We start from the raw sequence: 17,062 nt of genomic DNA on the forward strand, positions 1-17,062 counted from the left end.
TCCATCACGTATTAATGCGACCTATCATGCTAATCCGACTCGTTTGAGCATGAGTGATACCTTGGCCAATGCCATCCAGTCTAGCTTGATTAATGCGACTGGTGCTCAGAATCAAGGCGTGAAACGTCAAACCTTTGCGGTCTTGCGTGAAACGACAGCGCCAGCAGTCCTTCTTGAACTAGGTTTCTTGTCAAATCCTCAAGAAGCAGCTCGATTGAATACCTCTGCTTATCAGGAGACTTTAGCTAACGCAATTGTGGCAGGGATTAAGCGTTACTATTCTATTTATAATTAATAGATTGAGAGAATCTTATGGTTCTCTCTTTTTTAATTTTTAAAGAGAGAAAACGCTTGCATAAATGAAAGCTAAATGGTATATTAAAAAACATGAAAACGTTAACAAAAGGAGTTTCTATGAAAAGAAATACTCAAGCTAATGATGGAAAAATCCTTCGTTATAGCCTTCGCAAGTACAAGTTAGGTTTGGCTTCTGTAACCATTGGAGCTATTTTTTTGAGCTTTTCTGCTGTTCAAGTCGTCAAGGCAGATGAAGCAGTATCAACGACCGAATCAAGCACACAGGTAGAACCAGCTGATTCGAGTCTTACTACCAGTGGTCTAGTAACTGAAACGCCAGCAGCTCCTGTAACAGCTGAGAGTACCTCTGTTTCCAAGGCAAATGAGCCAGTTTCTCTTCCAGAAGAAAATACTAGCCCTACTGAGACTACCAAGCTAACTGAAACTAGCGAAAACACGCCAAAAACAGTAAGTACTAATAATAGTCAAGCTCTTACGAATGCGTCTGAAAATCCTATTGCTGAGGGGACTATTCGCTTGCATTTCCAAGAGTTGCCAAGTCAAGACAAGTCATCTCTTGGTCTTTGGACTTGGGATGATGTTGAGACACCATCATCTCAGAAGGGGGCCTGGCCGACAGGGGCAACCTCATTTGCTGAAGCCAAACAGGATGATTATGGTGTCTATTTAGATGTGAAGTTGTCTTCAACACCTAAAAAACTTAGCTTCTTGATTAATAATGCCGCTGGAACGAACCTTTCAGGGGATAAAGCAGTGGAAATTCTTAGCCCTCAAATGAATGAGGCCTGGATTGACAAAGATTTCCAAGTTTACAGCTATCAACCTATCCCTCAAGACCACGTTCGTATCAATTATTTCCGTACGGATGGCGACTATAGCAATAAGTCTGTCTGGTATTGGGGTGATGTTAAGGACGCTCCAAGCAATTGGCCTGATGGTGTCAATTTCCAACCGAATGGTAAGTATGGTGCCTACTTAGATATTCCACTAACACAAGCGGCAAAATCGATAGGATTTTTACTCTTAGATGAGAGCAAAACTGGAGATGATGTGAAAATTCAACCAAATGATTATAAATTTAGTGACTTGAAAAAATCTCGTCAGCTTTTCGTACGAGATACTGATCCGACAGTCTACACCAACCCTTACTTTGTCAAGGATGTGCGTTTGACTGGGGCTCAGCAGCTTAGTCCAAGCAAAATCGAACTTAGCTTCACCAACTTAGACGAGGTCTCATCTGAGGATATTCTTAAAGACCTTAAGGTGACGGATAAGGATGGTAACAGTGTCACTCTTAAACAGCTTGACTTGGATGCTAAACTTAAAAAAGCTACTTTAACAGGTGATTTTGCTGCAGAAAATCTGCCTTACAAGGTCACTTTGGGCAGTGATAGTTTTAAAACATCTGAGAGCTGGCAATTAAAGGATGCCCTCTACAGTTATGATGGTGAATTGGGTGCTCGACTAGAAGAGAATGGTACTAAGGCACATGTGACACTTTGGTCACCAAGTGCTGATCAAGTAGACATCATTGTCTATGATAAGAATAATCAAGACAAGGTGCTGGCTGAACACGCTCTAAGCAAAGGCCCTAGAGGTACTTGGCAAGCTGACCTCCTTGCGACTGATTTTGGCCTTGAAAACTTAACTGGTTATTTCTATCAATACCGCATTAAACGTGGAGATCAGTCAGTAATTGTTCTTGATCCTTATGCGAAATCTCTGGCAGCTTGGAATAGTGACGATGCCAACAAGGGACCTGAACACAAGATTGCCAAGGCTGCCTTTGTAGATCCTGCTAATTATGGACCAAAAGACCTTGACTACGCTAAGATTCCTAACTTTAAATCTCGAGAAGATGCCATCATTTATGAGGCTCATGTCCGAGATTTCACCTCTGACAAGGCTATCTCAACTGAATTGAGGCACCAGTTTGGTACTTTTGCAGCCTTTGCGGAGCGTTTGGATTATCTTAAAGACCTTGGGGTTACTCATATTCAGCTTTTGCCAGTATTGAGCTACTATTTTGTTAATGAATTGCAAAATGGCAAGCGTTTGGCTGCCTATGCATCAAGCGATAGTAACTACAACTGGGGCTATGACCCACAAAACTATTTCTCTTTGACGGGTATGTATTCTGAAAACCCTAGTGATCCAGCTAAACGTATTGAAGAATTCAAGAATTTAGTTGCAGCTATCCATGCCCATGGTATGGGTGTTATCTTGGATGTGGTTTACAATCATACAGCCAAGACAGCTATTTTTGAAGACCTTGAGCCAAATTACTATCACTTTATGGATGCTGATGGCACTCCTCGTTCGAGTTTTGGAGGCGGTCGTCTAGGTACGACTCACTATATGAGCCGTCGTGTCTTGGTGGATTCCATTGCTTATTTGACTAAGGAATATAAAGTAGATGGTTTCCGTTTTGATATGATGGGTGACCATGATGCTGAAAGTATCGAGCAAGCATACAATACTGCACGCGCCCTTAATCCAAATCTCATTATGCTTGGTGAGGGTTGGGTGACTTATGCTGGCGATGAAAATAGCCCTGTTCAGCCTGCCGATCAGTCTTGGATGAAAGACACAGATACCGTAGCTGTATTTTCAGATGATATTCGAAATACCCTCAAATCAGGTTATCCAAACGAGGGAACACCGGCCTTCATCACAGGTGGAAAACGTGATATTAATAAGGTTTTTGATAATATCAAGGCACAGCCAACTAACTTTGAGGCTGATTCACCAGGAGATGTTATTCAGTATATTGCTGCTCATGATAATTTGACCCTTTTTGATATCATCGCCCAATCAATCAAGAAGGATCCAAGCAAGCCTGAGAATAATGCTGAAATTCATCGTCGCTTGCGTCTAGGGAACCTCATGATCTTGACTGCTCAGGGAACACCATTTATTCACTCTGGTCAGGAATACGGTCGCACCAAACAGTTCCGTGATCCTGCCTACCGTTATCCTGTATCTGAGGACAAGGTGCCGAATAAGTCACACCTCTTAGTTGATGAAAAGGGTAATCCATTTGACTATCCTTACTTCATCCATGATTCTTATGATTCAAGTGATGCGGTTAACCATTTTGACTGGACTAAGGCGACTAATAGTCAGGCCTTCCCAGAAAATACGAAAACGCGTGCCTTTACCAAAGGGTTAATTGCCTTACGTAAGTCTACGGATGCCTTCAATTTCAAATCTAAAGTAGATGTGGATGCTCGTGTGACGCTATTGACGGTTCCTGGTCAGGATAATGTCGCTCAAGAGGATTTGGTATTAGGATACCAAACTGTTGCTTCCAATGGAGACCGTTACCTTGTCTATGTCAATGCTGATAGCAAGGCTCGTCAGTTTGATTTGAGCAAGCTTACAAATGGTCTATCCTATATGGTTTTAGCAGATGGCAATCAAGTTAATCTATCTGGAATTAGTGAGTTATCAGGTGTTGCAATCAACAATCACATCTTGACTTTGGATCCATTAACAGCGACTATTATTCGTTTAACCAATGCTCAGACACCAACTGAAGAAGTAGCTAAGCCTTCTGAGAAGACTGCGTCATTTGGTGGCAAAGATACTGAGGTAACTAAAACAAGAGTCCAGACCTCAAGTCAAGAGGACCTTGTCGGAGATGCTGAGCTTGTTAACCATGACAATGGTCAGGCTAAGACTGAAGCTAGTCGTCAAACTGATAAGCAACTACCATCTACTGGTGAAAAGACAAATCGTGGACTCTTTGTAGCAGGTCTGCTAAGTATTATTAGCCTAGGGTTCCTTCGAAAACGTCGGACAAAATAATAAGTAACAACAGGTTATTTCCTGTTGTTTTTCTTTTATTTAGAATCATTCTTATCTGCTCTTTAGAATAGTTCTTAAATAGCCTAAAACCGTTGACAGTGCTGGTTTCTTCTGTTAGTTTAGAATATGTTCTCTTACATATGAGAGACCATTATTGACTTATCATCGTTCGTTTTTCATATCGAAATAACAAACGATTCACATATATAACGACAAATGTCGAACACTATCTTGAAAATAGGAGACATTCATGAAAAAACTTAACAAACTTGGTGTTGTTCTTTTAGCATCAGGGCTTTTATTGACGGCTTGTGCCAAATCTGGTAATTCAAGTCATTCTAGCTCAACTAACTCAAAACTCACAGCCAGTGAGCAAAAACAATTGAAGCAGGCTACAAGTGATTACAAGACTTTCGTTGAAGGTGAAATCGATCAGCTTTTGAAAGATACTGAAGGATTCAGTGAAACCCTCAAGTCAGGAAATCTTGAAGAAGCCAAGAAACAATACCCATTGGTTCGTATGGCTTACGAACGTTCAGAACCAATTGCTGAAAGCTTTGGTGAGTCTGATGTGAAAATTGACTACCGTTTGGTTGATTACATGGACGAAAATAAATCAGAAGATGGCTGGTCAGGTTTCCACCGTATTGAACGTATCATGTGGCAAGACAACACGACCGATGGTACAGCTGCCTATGCAGATCAATTGGTCAACGATATCAAGGAACTCAAGGCTAAAATTGCAACTGTTAAAGTCACTCCAGATATCATGTTGACTGGAGCTGTAGACCTTCTGAACGAAGTTGCTACTCAAAAGATTACAGGTGAAGAAGAAGTCTTCTCGCACACTGATCTTTACGACTTCCGTGCCAATATTGAAGGGGCAGAAAAAATCTTTGAACTCTTCAAGCCGTTGATCCAAAAGAAAGATACTAAGCTTGTTAAGACTTTGGAAACAGAATTCAAGAATGTCAATGGTCTTTTGGACAAACACATGACTGATGAGAAAAACTATAAATCTTATACAGATTTGAGTGAGGCAGATACTAAGGAATTGGCCGAAGCTGTAACTAAACTTGGTGAACCATTATCACAAATGGGTGTTATCCTAGATGGGAAATAAGAAAAATGACTGACGAAAAATTTTTAGATAAAAAAATGGACCGTCGTGAATTTCTTAAAAAAGCAGGTATTGGAGGGGCTGGGCTTGCGCTTGGTCTTTCTGGTGCATCTGCTTTTTTCGCTAATCAGGATAGTTCAACAAAAAAAGCCCTTGATGGGGATGAGGATATTAGCTTTTTTGGTAAGCACCAGGCTGGGATTACGACTCCCATGCAGAAGGCTTGCTACTTGGTGGTTCTAGATCTTCATACAACTGATAAAAAAGAAGTAATCCAGCTCTTTAAAGACTGGACAGACTATAGTAGTAAATTGGTCGATGGAGAGCTGGTCAAAAAAGATGGATCAAATGCCCTCTTGCCTCCAACAGATACAGGTGAAACAGTGGGGCTCAATCCCTATCGTCTTAGCCTGACTTTTGGTGTCTCGGCTGATTTTCTTAAAAAACTTGGCTTGGAGTCCAAGCGTCCTAAGCTCTTCCGTGATTTGCCTCCATTTCCAAAGGAGCAGTTGCAGGACAAGTATACGGGTGGAGATATTGTTATTCAAGCCTGTGCAGATGATGAACAGGTAGCCTTTCATGCTGTTCGAAATCTGATCCGCAAAGGTCGTAATAAAATCACCATGAAGTGGAGCAAATCTGGTTTTGCAGCCATCGGAGATCGTAAGGAGACGCCGCGAAATCTCTTTGGTTTTAAGGACGGTACTGCCAATGTTACGACGGAAAAGGAATTCGACAAGGTTGTCTGGACGGATAGTAAAGATTGGATGAAGGGTGGTTCTTATATGGCTCTTCGTCTAGTACAGATGCACTTGGAGACTTGGGATCGTACCAATTTGCAGGAGCAGGAAAACACCTTTGGTCGCTATAAGGAATCAGGAGCACCCTTTGGTAAGAAAGATGAGTTTGACGAAGTAGATCTGTCAAAACTACCAGTCGATTCGCATGTGCGTTTGGCTAAAGAAGTAGACCTTCCTATCTTACGTCGTTCCTATTCTTATTCTGATGGCATTGATGAGAGAACTGGTCAGTTTGATGCAGGCTTGATATTCATTGCCTTCCAGAAGGATCCCGACCGTTTTGTCAAAATACAGACCAATCTTGGAGCTGTAGACAAGATGAATGAGTATATCACTCATATCGGAAGTGGGCTATTTGCTTGCTTTGCTGGCGTGGAGAAAGGAGGCTACCTTGGTCAAGCACTCTTTGAATAAACTCCTCGTTTTACTTGGACTTCTAGCTCTATTTTTGACCTATCCAGTTGCTGCTGAATCCTATAGCGATCTCTATATCAAAATCACAGATGCAACAACAGCTGTTCAAAACAAGGATCAAGCAAAAGCTAAGGAATTAGTCGGTGAGATTAAGACTGATTTCGAAACAAAAGAAAATCACGATTCCAAGGCTGGTAAAAAAGTCAGCAAGGCTCTTGATATTAAAGGTGACGTGACAGAAGAGGACCTAACCTCTATCTCGTCAGCCCTTCTTAAATTTGAGAAAGAGCAAAATCCTGTTGACTTGGATGCCGAAAAGGAAAAACTTGAGACCCGTCTCAATCCTTATTTCAAGAACTTACAGGATGTCATTACGGCTAAAGATTTGGCTGCAACACGAAAAACTTACGGCGAATTGAATAATGCTTGGACAAGAAATGAAGCTGTTGTCCGTGATCATAGCACTGCCTACTACGGCAAGATTGAGACAGCTATTTCACTTTTGCGCAGCAGCATTGAGACGGAGCCAACTGATTTCACCAGCATCCAGTCATCTTATGATGATCTCAAGGGTGGGATTGATGACTTTATCAAGGGAGTTCCTCTTGATAGTACGAGTTCAAGTTTAACCCTTAAAGATGGTATTAAGCTCTTGGAAAAAGCTCTAGGTCAATTCCAAGCAGGTGATGAAAAAACAGCTGCGGCAACTATGAAGAAGTTCATCACTATCTGGCCAACCATTGAAGGTGATGTAAGCACGACTAACCCTAGCCTCTATACGCGCGTGGAGAGTGAAACACCTGTTATTATGGTTAAGGGGAAAGAAAAAGCTTATCAGGACAAACTGCAAGCCTTGATTACAGACCTATCAGCTATCGATACCAGTGCTTCTTATAATGCCTTTGATGCCATGCTGATTCTCCTGCGTGAAGGGGTCGAAGCCCTCCTCATCGTTATGGCCCTTGTGACAACTCTTAAGGCAGCCAAGATGCGTAAGGGACTCAAATGGGTTTATGGCGGAGCCATTGCTGGTGTTCTTGCCAGCGCACTTATAGCTGTTATCTTACAAGTTGTCTTTCCAGCTGTGACCTCTGGGGCTAACCGTGAAATTATTGAAGGTGGCGTTGGTATCTTTGCAGTTGCGATGATGATTCTTATCGGTATCTGGCTCCACAGCAAGTCTTCAGTCAAACAGTGGAATGACTTTATGGACCGTCAGATGAAGACAGTGACGGCTACTGGAAGTTTTGTATCCATGTTTGCCCTCAGTTTCTTGGCTGTCTTCCGTGAAGGTGCCGAGACTATTCTTTTCTATGTTGGTATTATCCCACGTATCACGACAGCTAATTTCTTGATTGGTATTGCTTTAGCCATTGCAGTTCTTGTTATTATTGCTGTGGCTATGACTAAAGCTAGTCACTACATTAAACCGCATCGTATCTTCTTTATTTTGACCTGGTTGATTTATGCCTTGGCCTTCAAGATGCTCGGTGTCAGCATTCATGCCCTTCAGTTGACTAATATGATGTCCAATCATTTGATTAGTGGTTTCCCAACCATTGATTGGGCTGGTATCTATCCAAGCTGGGAAGTCTTGATTCCACAACTTATCTTTATTGTTATTATTGCCTTTGTAACGGTGAAACAGCATGGCAAGAAGTAAGGACGAGATGACCATTGTTGAACATCTGGTGGAATTTCGGAGACGTTTTATTGCAGTAGTCATTTGCTTTTTCCTAGTTTTCTGTATCACTCTGTTGTTTGCCGGGGAGCTCTATGCTTATCTGACTAGAGGATTTGATAAGCCCTTATTGGTTCTAGGACCTAACGATATTCTCTGGATTTACATTAACTTAGCCAGTCTTATGGCTTTTACGGTCACTTTGCCATTTACCACCTACCAGATTTGGCAGTTTGTGAAACCTGGTTTGAGGGACAATGAAGCGCGTGCCATTTTTGCCTATATTCCAGCAACTTTTGTCTGTTTTGTTTTGGGTCTTGCCTTTGGTTATTATTTTGTTAGTCCAGCTATCTTAGAAGTGCTTTTAAAGCTAGGTGAAGGACTCTTTGATACACAAATTACAGCACAAAACTACCTTAGTTTTTTACTGCATACGACAGTGCCTTTAGCTGTTCTCTTTGAACTTCCCGTAGTTGTGAGTTTTTTGACATCTATCGGCATAATAACACCATTGTTTCTCACACATTATAGACGCTATGCCTACTTTGTTCTCTTGGTTTTGGCAGTGGTTCTGACACCAGCTGACTTTATTAGCGACTTGGCTATGACTGCTCCCTTAATCCTACTCTATGAAGTTAGCGTAACTCTTAGTAAGCTCATTTATAAACGTAAACAAAGAAAATATAAAGATAAATAGAAAGGAAATCTCATGGGAATTCTACGTGATATCGGAGCTCCAGGACTTATCATTATCGTCCTAGGAGCCCTCCTCATCTTTGGTCCTAAACGCTTGCCAGAACTCGGACAATCTATCGGTAAAATGCTAGCCGAGTTTAAAGCAGCCGTAAATAAGACAGATAATGATAAAAAAGACGAAGAAGACAAGACTAAAGACTAAGATCTCTATCTAAAGATTATCTTCAAGTTTCTTGACAATTCTAAGCTTTTATGACATAATACACTTGTATTGAATAGTAAGTCTATATCATAGGCAAGAAAAGACCCCAAGCTAACTTCCACATAAGCTCGGGGCCTTTTTTAGCACTATCTATCCTTGTTTAACCACTTGTCGATCAGACGAAGGATAACACCGACCACAATAGGTCCGATGATAGTTTTGAATAGTAAATCCATCATAGGCAAACTCACCTCCCTTCGTAGGCGGTGTCGAGGTGCCAAAGGATATTATATCATAGATTGAAAGAGATATGTTTAGTGAGTGATAGGAAGTATTAGTTAGAATGTAGGTTAATCATGCCAAACAAAAAATCAGCTCAAGAGGGCTGATTTTTTTATCTTACAAACTGATACGTTTTTCTGTTTCAGCGTCGAAGAAGTGACCTTTAGCAACGTTGAAAGTAAGGTTAACTTTTTCACCTGGATTATGGAAGTCACGCGCATCAACACGGGCAGCAAACTCAGTTTCTCCAAGTTTTAGGTAGAGCATTGTTTCTGCACCAAGAAGCTCTGAAACGACGACTTCAGCATCTACATTGGCATCTGGATAAACTTCTTGAACAATTGGACGGCTTGAAACATCTTCAGGACGGATACCAAAGATTACTTCCTTGCCTTGATACCCTGTCTCTTTCAAGATTTTAGCTTGACCCTCAGAGATTGCAATATCCAAACCTTCAGAGTTAGTAATGCGGTTACCATCAACCTTAACATTAAAGAAGTTCATAGCAGGACTTCCGATGAATCCAGCAACAAATTTATTGGCTGGCTCATTATAAAGTTCTTGAGGGGTACCAATTTGTTCGATACGACCGATAGTACCAGAACCATCAGGGTTTTTAGTAGAACTCATGATAACGATACGGTCAGCAAGAGTCATAGCTTCTGTTTGGTCGTGAGTAACGTAGATGGTTGTTGCGCCAATATTACGAGTAATTTTAGCAATTTCAGCACGCATGGTCACACGAAGCTTAGCATCCAAGTTTGAGAGAGGTTCATCCATGAGGAAGACTTTAGCATCACGAACGATGGCACGTCCCATAGCCACACGTTGACGTTGACCACCAGAAAGGTCTGCAGGCTTACGATCTAAGAACTCAGTCAAACCAAGGCTAGCAGCAGCTTCACGCACACGTTTGTCGATATCGTCTTTTTTATATTTACGAAGTTTAAGACCAAAGGCCATATTTTCATAAACAGTCATGTGAGGGTAAAGTGCGTAGTTTTGGAATACCATGGCAATGTCACGATCTTTTGGTGATTTGTCATTAACCACCTCACCATCGATATAGAGTTTACCTTCTGTGATTTCTTCGAGACCAGCAACCATACGGAGAGTTGTTGATTTACCACATCCTGAAGGACCTACGAAAACGATGAATTCCTTGTCTTTGATGTCGATACTGAAATCTTCGACAGAGTAGTGAGTTGCATTTGGGTATTTTTTATAAATTTTATCCAGTTTAAGAGTTGTCATATCATTTATCCTTTATTATTTAACTGATCCGCCGGTTACACCTTCAACATAGTATTTCTGCATGAAGATAAAGAGAAGGGTGATTGGGATGGCGATGATAATAGCACCTGCGGTAAATGGAAGGAACCATTCATTGATAGCGTCTTGGTTAAGCATTTGATAGAGTCCAAGGGCAACCGTATATTTATCTTTAACGTCACCGAGGATAACAGATGCAAAGATGAAGTCTACCCAAGGTCCCATGAAGGCCATGAGGGCAGTGTAGACGATGATTGGTTTAGAAAGTGGCAAGGTAATCTTAGTGAAGATTTGAAGACGAGTTGCCCCATCAATCATTGCTGATTCATCCAAAGAGTAAGGGATAGTATCAAAGAAACCTTTCGCAATGTAGAAACCAAGTGCTGCTCCAGCAGAATATACCAAAACCAAAGATGTCAAGGTTTGTGTCAAATTGAGGGCCTTCAAAATGTAGTAGACCGCAATCATTGACATGAATCCAGGGAACATGTTAAGTACAAGTGCCAATTTCAAGAAGCCATTTCTGTGTTTGAATTTAATACGGCTAAGTGAGTAGGCCATACCTACGGTAATCAAAGTTGAGAGGATACATGTACATGTGGCAACGATGAAAGTATTGATGAACCATTTTCCAAATGGGTAAGCATCGCTGGTAAACAGTTTAATGTAGTTATTAAAAGTGTAAGTCTTAGGGAAGAAGTAAGGCACCGCATTAGCTCCTTCACCACGGAAACTTGTAAGGAAGATCCAAATAATAGGGATTAACCAGATGACAGCTAGAACTGTCAATAGAATATAAGTACCAGTTAGGTAAAGATTTTTCTTACGTTTCATTATTTAGCAGCCCCTTCCTTGAATGAAGATGATCTTGTGTAGGCCAAGAGACTGAATGTTGCAGAGATGGCGAAAATCAAGATACCGATAACAGATGCCAAGTTGTAGTCTTTAGAGCTAACAGTCAGTTTGTAGAGCCAAGTTACCAAGAGGTCAGTTGAACCCGCTTGATAGTATTCAGAGTTAGTAGGTCCACCACCAGTAAGGAAGTAGATAACGTTGAAGTTATTGATATTACCAATGAATTGTTGAATCAACGATGGTGCCATAATCAAGAGAATTTGTGGAAAAGTGATGCTCTTGAAAATTTGGAATTTGCTTGCTCCATCAATTTCAGCAGCTTCAATCTGCTCAGTTGGCAAGTTCATGATGATACCAGTTGCGACCAACATTGTGAACGGAATACCAATCCACATATTTACAAAGATAATAGAGAACTTAGCCCAGAGAGGATCAGTCAAGAATGGAATTGGTCCATTAGTAAGATGCAAGGTTTGAAGTAAACCATTCAAAGGCCCATGGTCATTAAGGAAGTTACGCATCAAAAGAAGGGATACGAACTGAGGAACGGCGATAGTGATAACAAAGAGAGTACGCCATACTTTCTTGAATTTAAGCCCTTTAGTGTTGAGCAAGAGAGCAAGGACAATACCGAAGAAGAAAGTTGTTGCTGTTGCAGCAACTGCCCAAATCAAGGTCCATGTCAAAAGTGGGAAGAAAGTACCAGCCATACGACCTTGCAAAACTTCACCAAAACTTGAGAAACCAACCCAGTCAAAGAGTGATTTAGGTGCTGGGTGATTGTGGTCAAAGTTAGTAAAGGCCAAACAGATCATGTAGATCAAAGGCAAGATTGTGAAGAGCAAAACTCCAATCAATGGTACAGTCATAAGTCCCATGTGGAAACGACCATCAGCCAAGGTCTTGAAGTCTTCGACAAAGTTAGGAACTTTACGTCCAGACTGTTTGAGAGCCATGAGATGACGAGCACTCTTAAGGTTACACCAGTAAATATAAGCGAAAACTGCACAGAAGATTAATGATGCAAGACCAAAAATCAACATAAGCATTGAATTATCTCCAGCGACCTGAACAGTAAGCTTAACCCCATTAACTTCTTTAATAGCCTCACCTTGTTCTTGAGTCCCCAAGGTAATCATACCTTTAAGCGCAGGGATGATTTGAATAACGAAGGCTACTAAGAAGGCAATCTCAGAAAGGAGGAAGAGCAAGCCCTTGGTGAACTGTTTGTTGACCAAGTTTGCCAATCCCATTACCAGAAAGGATAATTTGACATCCCATGTACCTTCTTTGAAGACTTGGCGCATAGGAGTTGTGTCGTAGATTGTTTGTGACATAGATATCTCCTCAGATAAATGTTTAATTAGTGATAGATAAAGAGGCTAGGAACCTGACCTGCCTCTTTACCTTCTCATAGTTAGGATTCTTATTTAGCTGCTGCCAAATCTTTATCAAATTGTTGTAATTTAGTAAGGAATTGGTCTTCCTTGATTTTACCGTTATATGCATCACTCATAAGAGCAGCACTTTCAGTCCAGAAGACTGACATTTGACTAAGTTTAGGCATAACAGTTGTGTACTGATCAGATGAACCCATAGTAATTACAGCTTGTGCAAGTGCATCCTTTTGAACAGCTTCAGAAGCTTGAACGTCTTTGTTAGCTGGGATGATGTGACGGTCTTCATTAGTGAATTGGTTATTTTGACTGTCTTTGCTTGTCAAAGCTTGTGCCAATTGGTAAGAAGCAGCGATACGTTCTGCGTTACCTTTAGATGGTGTTTGGTTAACAGCGTAAAGTTTAACACCCATGAAGGCTTTTTGTTGAACATCTTGACCACCGATATTAACTGTTGGGTAAACAGCAACACCAAGATTGTCTTTACCAACAGCTTTAGCAGCTGCAGCGTAGTCCCATGGTCCTGATTGGAAAGCATCAACAGAACCATCTTCGAATTTAGCCATCATGTTAGCTGAATCGACATTAACAAATCCTTTATTGTCTTTTTGAGCTGCGATGAATTTAAGAACGTTCACACCAGCTTCGTTACCCCAGTTAGTACCTTTCACATCTTCACCGTTAGGACCAAAGAGTGTGTCACCAACTGAAAGGAAGAGAGGAGCAGTTACATAAGCGTTAACTTCTTTCAAGTTGCTACCAAATTTAGCTTTAGAAGTGATTGTTTCATATGATTTCACATCTTCTTCATTAAGTTTAGATTTGTTGTAGTATGTAACTTGAGTTTCGATACCGTATGGGAAGGCGTAAGTTTTACCTTTGTATTGAGCACCTACAGCAGCTTGTTCAGTATCTTGCTCAGCAATTTCTTTTGAGTATTGCTCTGGGATTTCTTGGATAGCTCCAGCGTCTACCAATTTACCGAGTTGGTCATGTGGAAGTGAGAAGACATCTGCAGCAGTAGAAGCGTCCTTAGTCAAGTTTTCTTGAGCATTTGGATCTTCCATTTCAACCATATCAACCTTGTAACCAGATTTCTTTTCAAACTGTGCTACTGTATCTGAGTAAGATTTCTTAGCACCAGTTGGTACCCAAAGTTTCAAAGTCTTGCTATCTGAGCTTGAGCTCTTGCTTGAGTTTGAGCCACAAGCTACCAAGAGCGATCCAGCCACAAGTAATCCAGCACTACCAAGTAATACCTTTTGCCATTTTTTCATTTCTATTTCCTCCAGAAATTTAGTTTACGATAACCATTATGCAATCGCTTTCATCATTTGTCAAGTATTTTATAAAAAAATTTTTAACTTTGTGCAAACGATTGCAAAACTAAATTGTTTCGGTTATAATTGTTCTTGTATTTTACGACTATAAATATTTATGAGAATGAGAGGAAAATAATGGCTACAATTAAGGATGTTGCCCAAAAAGCAGGAGTAAGTCCTTCAACGGTTAGTAGGACCCTAAAAGATAATCCAGCCATTTCTGAAGAAACAAAAAACAAGGTGCGTGCGGCTATGGATGAATTAGGTTATGTCCCCAATCTTGCAGCTCAGATGTTGGCAACTGGCTTAACTCATAGTTTAGGTGTGATTCTTCCTCCTTTGGCGAATAGAGAAAATATCAGTCAACCCTTCTATATGGAAATTCTAACGGCTATCAATGAAGAAGCAAGTCGCAATTCTCAGGTCGTCAGTATTGCCACAGGTGCTAGTTTGGATGAATTGGTTAAACAAGTCGAACTCATGCATCGCCAAAAACGAGCTGATGGTTTCATTATTCTCTACTCTGAGAAGAATGATCCTGTTAAATCCTATCTCCTAAAAGAAAAAGTTCCTTTTGTCGTCATTGGAGCTGCAGGTGATACAAAAGATAAGGTTACCTACATCGATAATGACAATAAGGCCTTAGGTAAGGAAGCAGTGACTTATTTATCATCTCATGGTCATAAAAAAATAGGTTTTATTACGGATGACCTTTTTGGTCAAGTAGGACAGGAACGTTATCGAGGTTATAAAGAAGCAGCAGATGAACTAGAATTAGAAATCTTACCTGAACTTGTATTTTCATCTAAAACAATCGATAAGCTAAAGAAGGAATTAGATAGATTTTCTCCGACAGCTTTGATTGTCAAGGATGACCTTATCGCCCTTCGTCTCATTCAATGGCTAAACAATCAAGGAATTAGAGTACCTGAAGATTATGCCATTATTTCTTTCAATAATTCTACTTTTGCAGAAATCATGCATCCGTTCTTGACCACTTTTGATATTAATATCCAAGAACTTGCTAAAGAAAGTGTACAAAGTCTTATGGGACTCCTTAAGTCAACTAAGAACAAGTCACAGAAAGTCATCATTCCATTTAAACTTATAGAAAGAGAAAGCGTCTTAACGCATTCATAATATCTTAAGGAGAATCTAAGTAGTTGGTTAGTAAATTAGCCGGCTACTTTTTTATTTTATGTAAGATGACTATTTTCCGGAATTTACTAGAAGCCTCGGCTTAAAAACACTCTCTCAAATTGTAAGCGTTTGTTTTGCGAACAATTATTCAAGAAAAAATAAAAAAAAATCTATTTTTTTGCTAAAAATTCTTGACTAATGCAAACGTTTGCATTATAATCATAAGTGTAAAAAATAATTTGAGGTAAACTTTATGAACAAACGAGCAAGCGGTGTATTGATGCACATCACATCACTTCCAGGTGACTACGGGATCGGATCTTTCGGTCAAGCAGCCTATGACTTTGTTGATTTCTTGAAAGAAACAAAACAAACTTACTGGCAGATCTTGCCACTTACTACAACAAGTTATGGGGATTCACCTTACCAATCATTCTCAGCGGTAGCGGGGAACACACACTTCATCGATTTGGATTTCCTTATTCGTGACAAGTTTCTAACTAAAGCTGATGTTAAAGACGCTGACTTTGGATCAGATCCAGAGTTTATCGACTATGCTAAAGTTTATGAAGCACGTCGTCCAATCCTTGAAAAAGCTGTAAAAGCAATCTTGGCTGACAAAAAAGAAGCTAAGAAGTTTGAAGCTTTCAAATCTGAAAATGCTAACTGGTTAGCAGATTATGCTGATTTCATGGCTATCAAAGAACACTTTGATAACAAAGCACTTCAAGATTGGGATGACAAAAAAGCAGTTAAACGCGATGAGGCAACTCTTGAAAAACTTCGCAAAGAACTTGCTGATGTCATCACTTACCACCAAGTAGTGCAATACCTCTTCTTTAGCCAATGGGCAGAACTTAAAGCCTATGCTAACAAAAATGGTATTCAAATCATTGGTGACATGCCAATCTACATCTCAGCTGATAGTGTTGAAGTTTGGACTCAACCACACCTCTTCAAACTAGATGCTGAATGTAAACCACGTTACATTGCCGGAGTTCCACCAGATAACTTCTCAGCTACTGGTCAACTTTGGGGTAACCCAATCTATGCTTGGGATAAACATAAAGCAGAAAACTATGCTTGGTGGGTATTCCGTATTCAAGAATCATTCAAACTTTATGATTACTTGCGTATCGACCACTTCAAAGGTTTCTCTGACTTCTGGGAAATTCCTGGCGGAGATGAAACAGCTGAAAATGGTGAATGGGTTCCTGGACCTGGTTATGACCTTTTCAAAGTGGTTAAAGAAGAATTGGGTGATCTTAAAATCATTGCCGAAGACCTTGGTAACATTGATGATAAGACACGTAAACTTCTTGCAGACTGTGGTTACCCTGGAATGAAGATTGTTCAATTTGGATTCTACGATACTACTGGAAATAGCATTGACATTCCACACGTATACACACAACATTCAGTTGCCTACACAGGTACACATGATAACGAAGTAATCAACGGTTGGTACGACAACTTGACGCAAGAGCAACGTGATTATACTGATGCATACATCAACCGTCGTCAAGGTGAACCAATCACACGTGCTCTTCTTCGCACCCTCTTTGCTACTGTAAGCAACACAGCTATTGCGACTATGCAGGATATCCTTGATAAACCTGAAAATAGCCGTACAAACTTCCCTAACACAGTTGGTCAAAACTGGAAATGGCGTATGCTTCCAGGTGAAATTACTGTCGACAAGAAAGAATTTTTGACAGACATTACAGAAAGATATAATCGAGGTAATAACTAA

At 40.4% G+C, this 17,062-nt stretch carries 14 protein-coding genes; 9 read left to right on the forward strand and 5 right to left on the reverse strand.

Annotated elements, in window-relative coordinates; translation table 11 throughout:
* From HMPREF1519_RS06450 to HMPREF1519_RS06480, 7 genes are all read left to right on the forward strand, one after another.
* On the forward strand, positions 1-295 hold a 295-nt coding region (locus HMPREF1519_RS06450), incomplete at its 5' end, for an N-acetylmuramoyl-L-alanine amidase family protein (protein WP_037611546.1).
* A 119-nt stretch (positions 296-414) separates the two neighbouring features.
* Positions 415-4,128: a pullulanase gene (locus HMPREF1519_RS06455; protein WP_022496644.1), complete on the forward strand. Its 3,714-nt coding sequence runs from the start codon at positions 415-417 to the stop codon at positions 4,126-4,128.
* 250 nt (positions 4,129-4,378) lie between these two features.
* Positions 4,379-5,251 carry an iron uptake system protein EfeO gene (efeO, locus tag HMPREF1519_RS06460; RefSeq protein ID WP_022496645.1) on the forward strand — a complete coding sequence of 291 codons (873 nt, stop codon included), beginning with the start codon at positions 4,379-4,381 and terminating at the stop codon, positions 5,249-5,251.
* 5 nt (positions 5,252-5,256) lie between these two features.
* The gene (gene efeB / locus HMPREF1519_RS06465) at positions 5,257-6,462 is read left to right on the forward strand and encodes an iron uptake transporter deferrochelatase/peroxidase subunit (RefSeq protein ID WP_022496646.1); all 1,206 of its coding nucleotides are present in this window, start codon (positions 5,257-5,259) and stop codon (positions 6,460-6,462) included.
* On the forward strand, positions 6,440-8,125 hold the full coding sequence (locus tag HMPREF1519_RS06470) for an FTR1 family iron permease (protein WP_037611549.1): 1,686 nt from the start codon (positions 6,440-6,442) through the stop codon (positions 8,123-8,125). Before efeB ends, HMPREF1519_RS06470 begins: the two co-directional genes overlap by 23 nt.
* Complete coding sequence (gene tatC, locus HMPREF1519_RS06475) at positions 8,112-8,840, forward strand: twin-arginine translocase subunit TatC (protein ID WP_037611550.1); 729 nt, start codon at positions 8,112-8,114, stop codon at positions 8,838-8,840. Before HMPREF1519_RS06470 ends, tatC begins: the two co-directional genes overlap by 14 nt.
* A gap of 12 nt (positions 8,841-8,852) precedes the next feature.
* The gene (locus HMPREF1519_RS06480; RefSeq protein ID WP_004182540.1) at positions 8,853-9,041 is read left to right on the forward strand and encodes a twin-arginine translocase TatA/TatE family subunit; all 189 of its coding nucleotides are present in this window, start codon (positions 8,853-8,855) and stop codon (positions 9,039-9,041) included.
* A 146-nt stretch (positions 9,042-9,187) separates the two neighbouring features.
* On the opposite strand, the gene HMPREF1519_RS10370 is transcribed toward HMPREF1519_RS06480, so the two are convergent.
* The 5 genes from HMPREF1519_RS10370 to HMPREF1519_RS06500 all read right to left on the reverse strand — a co-directional run bounded on the left by HMPREF1519_RS10370 (position 9,188) and on the right by HMPREF1519_RS06500 (position 14,124).
* Positions 9,188-9,280: a type I toxin-antitoxin system Fst family toxin gene (locus HMPREF1519_RS10370; protein ID WP_004182539.1), complete on the reverse strand. Its 93-nt coding sequence runs from the start codon at positions 9,278-9,280 to the stop codon at positions 9,188-9,190.
* A 160-nt stretch (positions 9,281-9,440) separates the two neighbouring features.
* Positions 9,441-10,577 (reverse strand): ABC transporter ATP-binding protein, encoded by a 1,137-nt coding sequence (locus HMPREF1519_RS06485; RefSeq protein ID WP_002884983.1) that lies wholly within the window; start codon positions 10,575-10,577, stop codon positions 9,441-9,443.
* Positions 10,578-10,592: 15 nt separating this feature from the next.
* Positions 10,593-11,429, reverse strand: a complete 837-nt coding sequence (locus HMPREF1519_RS06490; protein ID WP_004182537.1) for a sugar ABC transporter permease — start codon at positions 11,427-11,429, stop codon at positions 10,593-10,595.
* Complete coding sequence (locus HMPREF1519_RS06495; RefSeq protein ID WP_037611552.1) at positions 11,429-12,787, reverse strand: carbohydrate ABC transporter permease; 1,359 nt, start codon at positions 12,785-12,787, stop codon at positions 11,429-11,431. The genes HMPREF1519_RS06490 and HMPREF1519_RS06495 overlap by 1 nt, the downstream gene beginning before the upstream one ends.
* Before the next feature lie 89 nt (positions 12,788-12,876).
* Positions 12,877-14,124, reverse strand: a complete 1,248-nt coding sequence (locus HMPREF1519_RS06500) for an extracellular solute-binding protein (RefSeq protein WP_037611554.1) — start codon at positions 14,122-14,124, stop codon at positions 12,877-12,879.
* Positions 14,125-14,304: 180 nt separating this feature from the next.
* Between HMPREF1519_RS06500 and HMPREF1519_RS06505 the strand changes: the two genes are divergently transcribed.
* Entirely contained in the window at positions 14,305-15,309 is a 1,005-nt protein-coding gene (locus HMPREF1519_RS06505) for a LacI family DNA-binding transcriptional regulator (RefSeq protein WP_002885097.1), read from the forward strand.
* A 253-nt stretch (positions 15,310-15,562) separates the two neighbouring features.
* Positions 15,563-17,062, forward strand: a complete 1,500-nt coding sequence (gene malQ / locus HMPREF1519_RS06510) for a 4-alpha-glucanotransferase (RefSeq protein ID WP_037611556.1) — start codon at positions 15,563-15,565, stop codon at positions 17,060-17,062.

Source organism: Streptococcus sp. SR4, from assembly GCF_000517725.1.
GTDB lineage: Bacteria > Bacillota > Bacilli > Lactobacillales > Streptococcaceae > Streptococcus > Streptococcus salivarius_F.

Coding starts and splice junctions, on each gene's coding strand:
- HMPREF1519_RS06495 (WP_037611552.1), bottom strand. CDS start 12,787: ATGTCACAAACAATCTACGACACAACTCCTATGCGCCAAGTCTTCAAA.
- efeB (WP_022496646.1), top strand. CDS start 5,257: ATGACTGACGAAAAATTTTTAGATAAAAAAATGGACCGTCGTGAATTT.
- HMPREF1519_RS06490 (WP_004182537.1), bottom strand. CDS start 11,429: ATGAAACGTAAGAAAAATCTTTACCTAACTGGTACTTATATTCTATTG.
- HMPREF1519_RS06480 (WP_004182540.1), top strand. CDS start 8,853: ATGGGAATTCTACGTGATATCGGAGCTCCAGGACTTATCATTATCGTC.
- HMPREF1519_RS06500 (WP_037611554.1), bottom strand. CDS start 14,124: ATGAAAAAATGGCAAAAGGTATTACTTGGTAGTGCTGGATTACTTGTG.
- HMPREF1519_RS10370 (WP_004182539.1), bottom strand. CDS start 9,280: ATGATGGATTTACTATTCAAAACTATCATCGGACCTATTGTGGTCGGT.
- HMPREF1519_RS06485 (WP_002884983.1), bottom strand. CDS start 10,577: ATGACAACTCTTAAACTGGATAAAATTTATAAAAAATACCCAAATGCA.
- HMPREF1519_RS06455 (WP_022496644.1), top strand. CDS start 415: ATGAAAAGAAATACTCAAGCTAATGATGGAAAAATCCTTCGTTATAGC.
- malQ (WP_037611556.1), top strand. CDS start 15,563: ATGAACAAACGAGCAAGCGGTGTATTGATGCACATCACATCACTTCCA.
- efeO (WP_022496645.1), top strand. CDS start 4,379: ATGAAAAAACTTAACAAACTTGGTGTTGTTCTTTTAGCATCAGGGCTT.
- HMPREF1519_RS06505 (WP_002885097.1), top strand. CDS start 14,305: ATGGCTACAATTAAGGATGTTGCCCAAAAAGCAGGAGTAAGTCCTTCA.
- tatC (WP_037611550.1), top strand. CDS start 8,112: ATGGCAAGAAGTAAGGACGAGATGACCATTGTTGAACATCTGGTGGAA.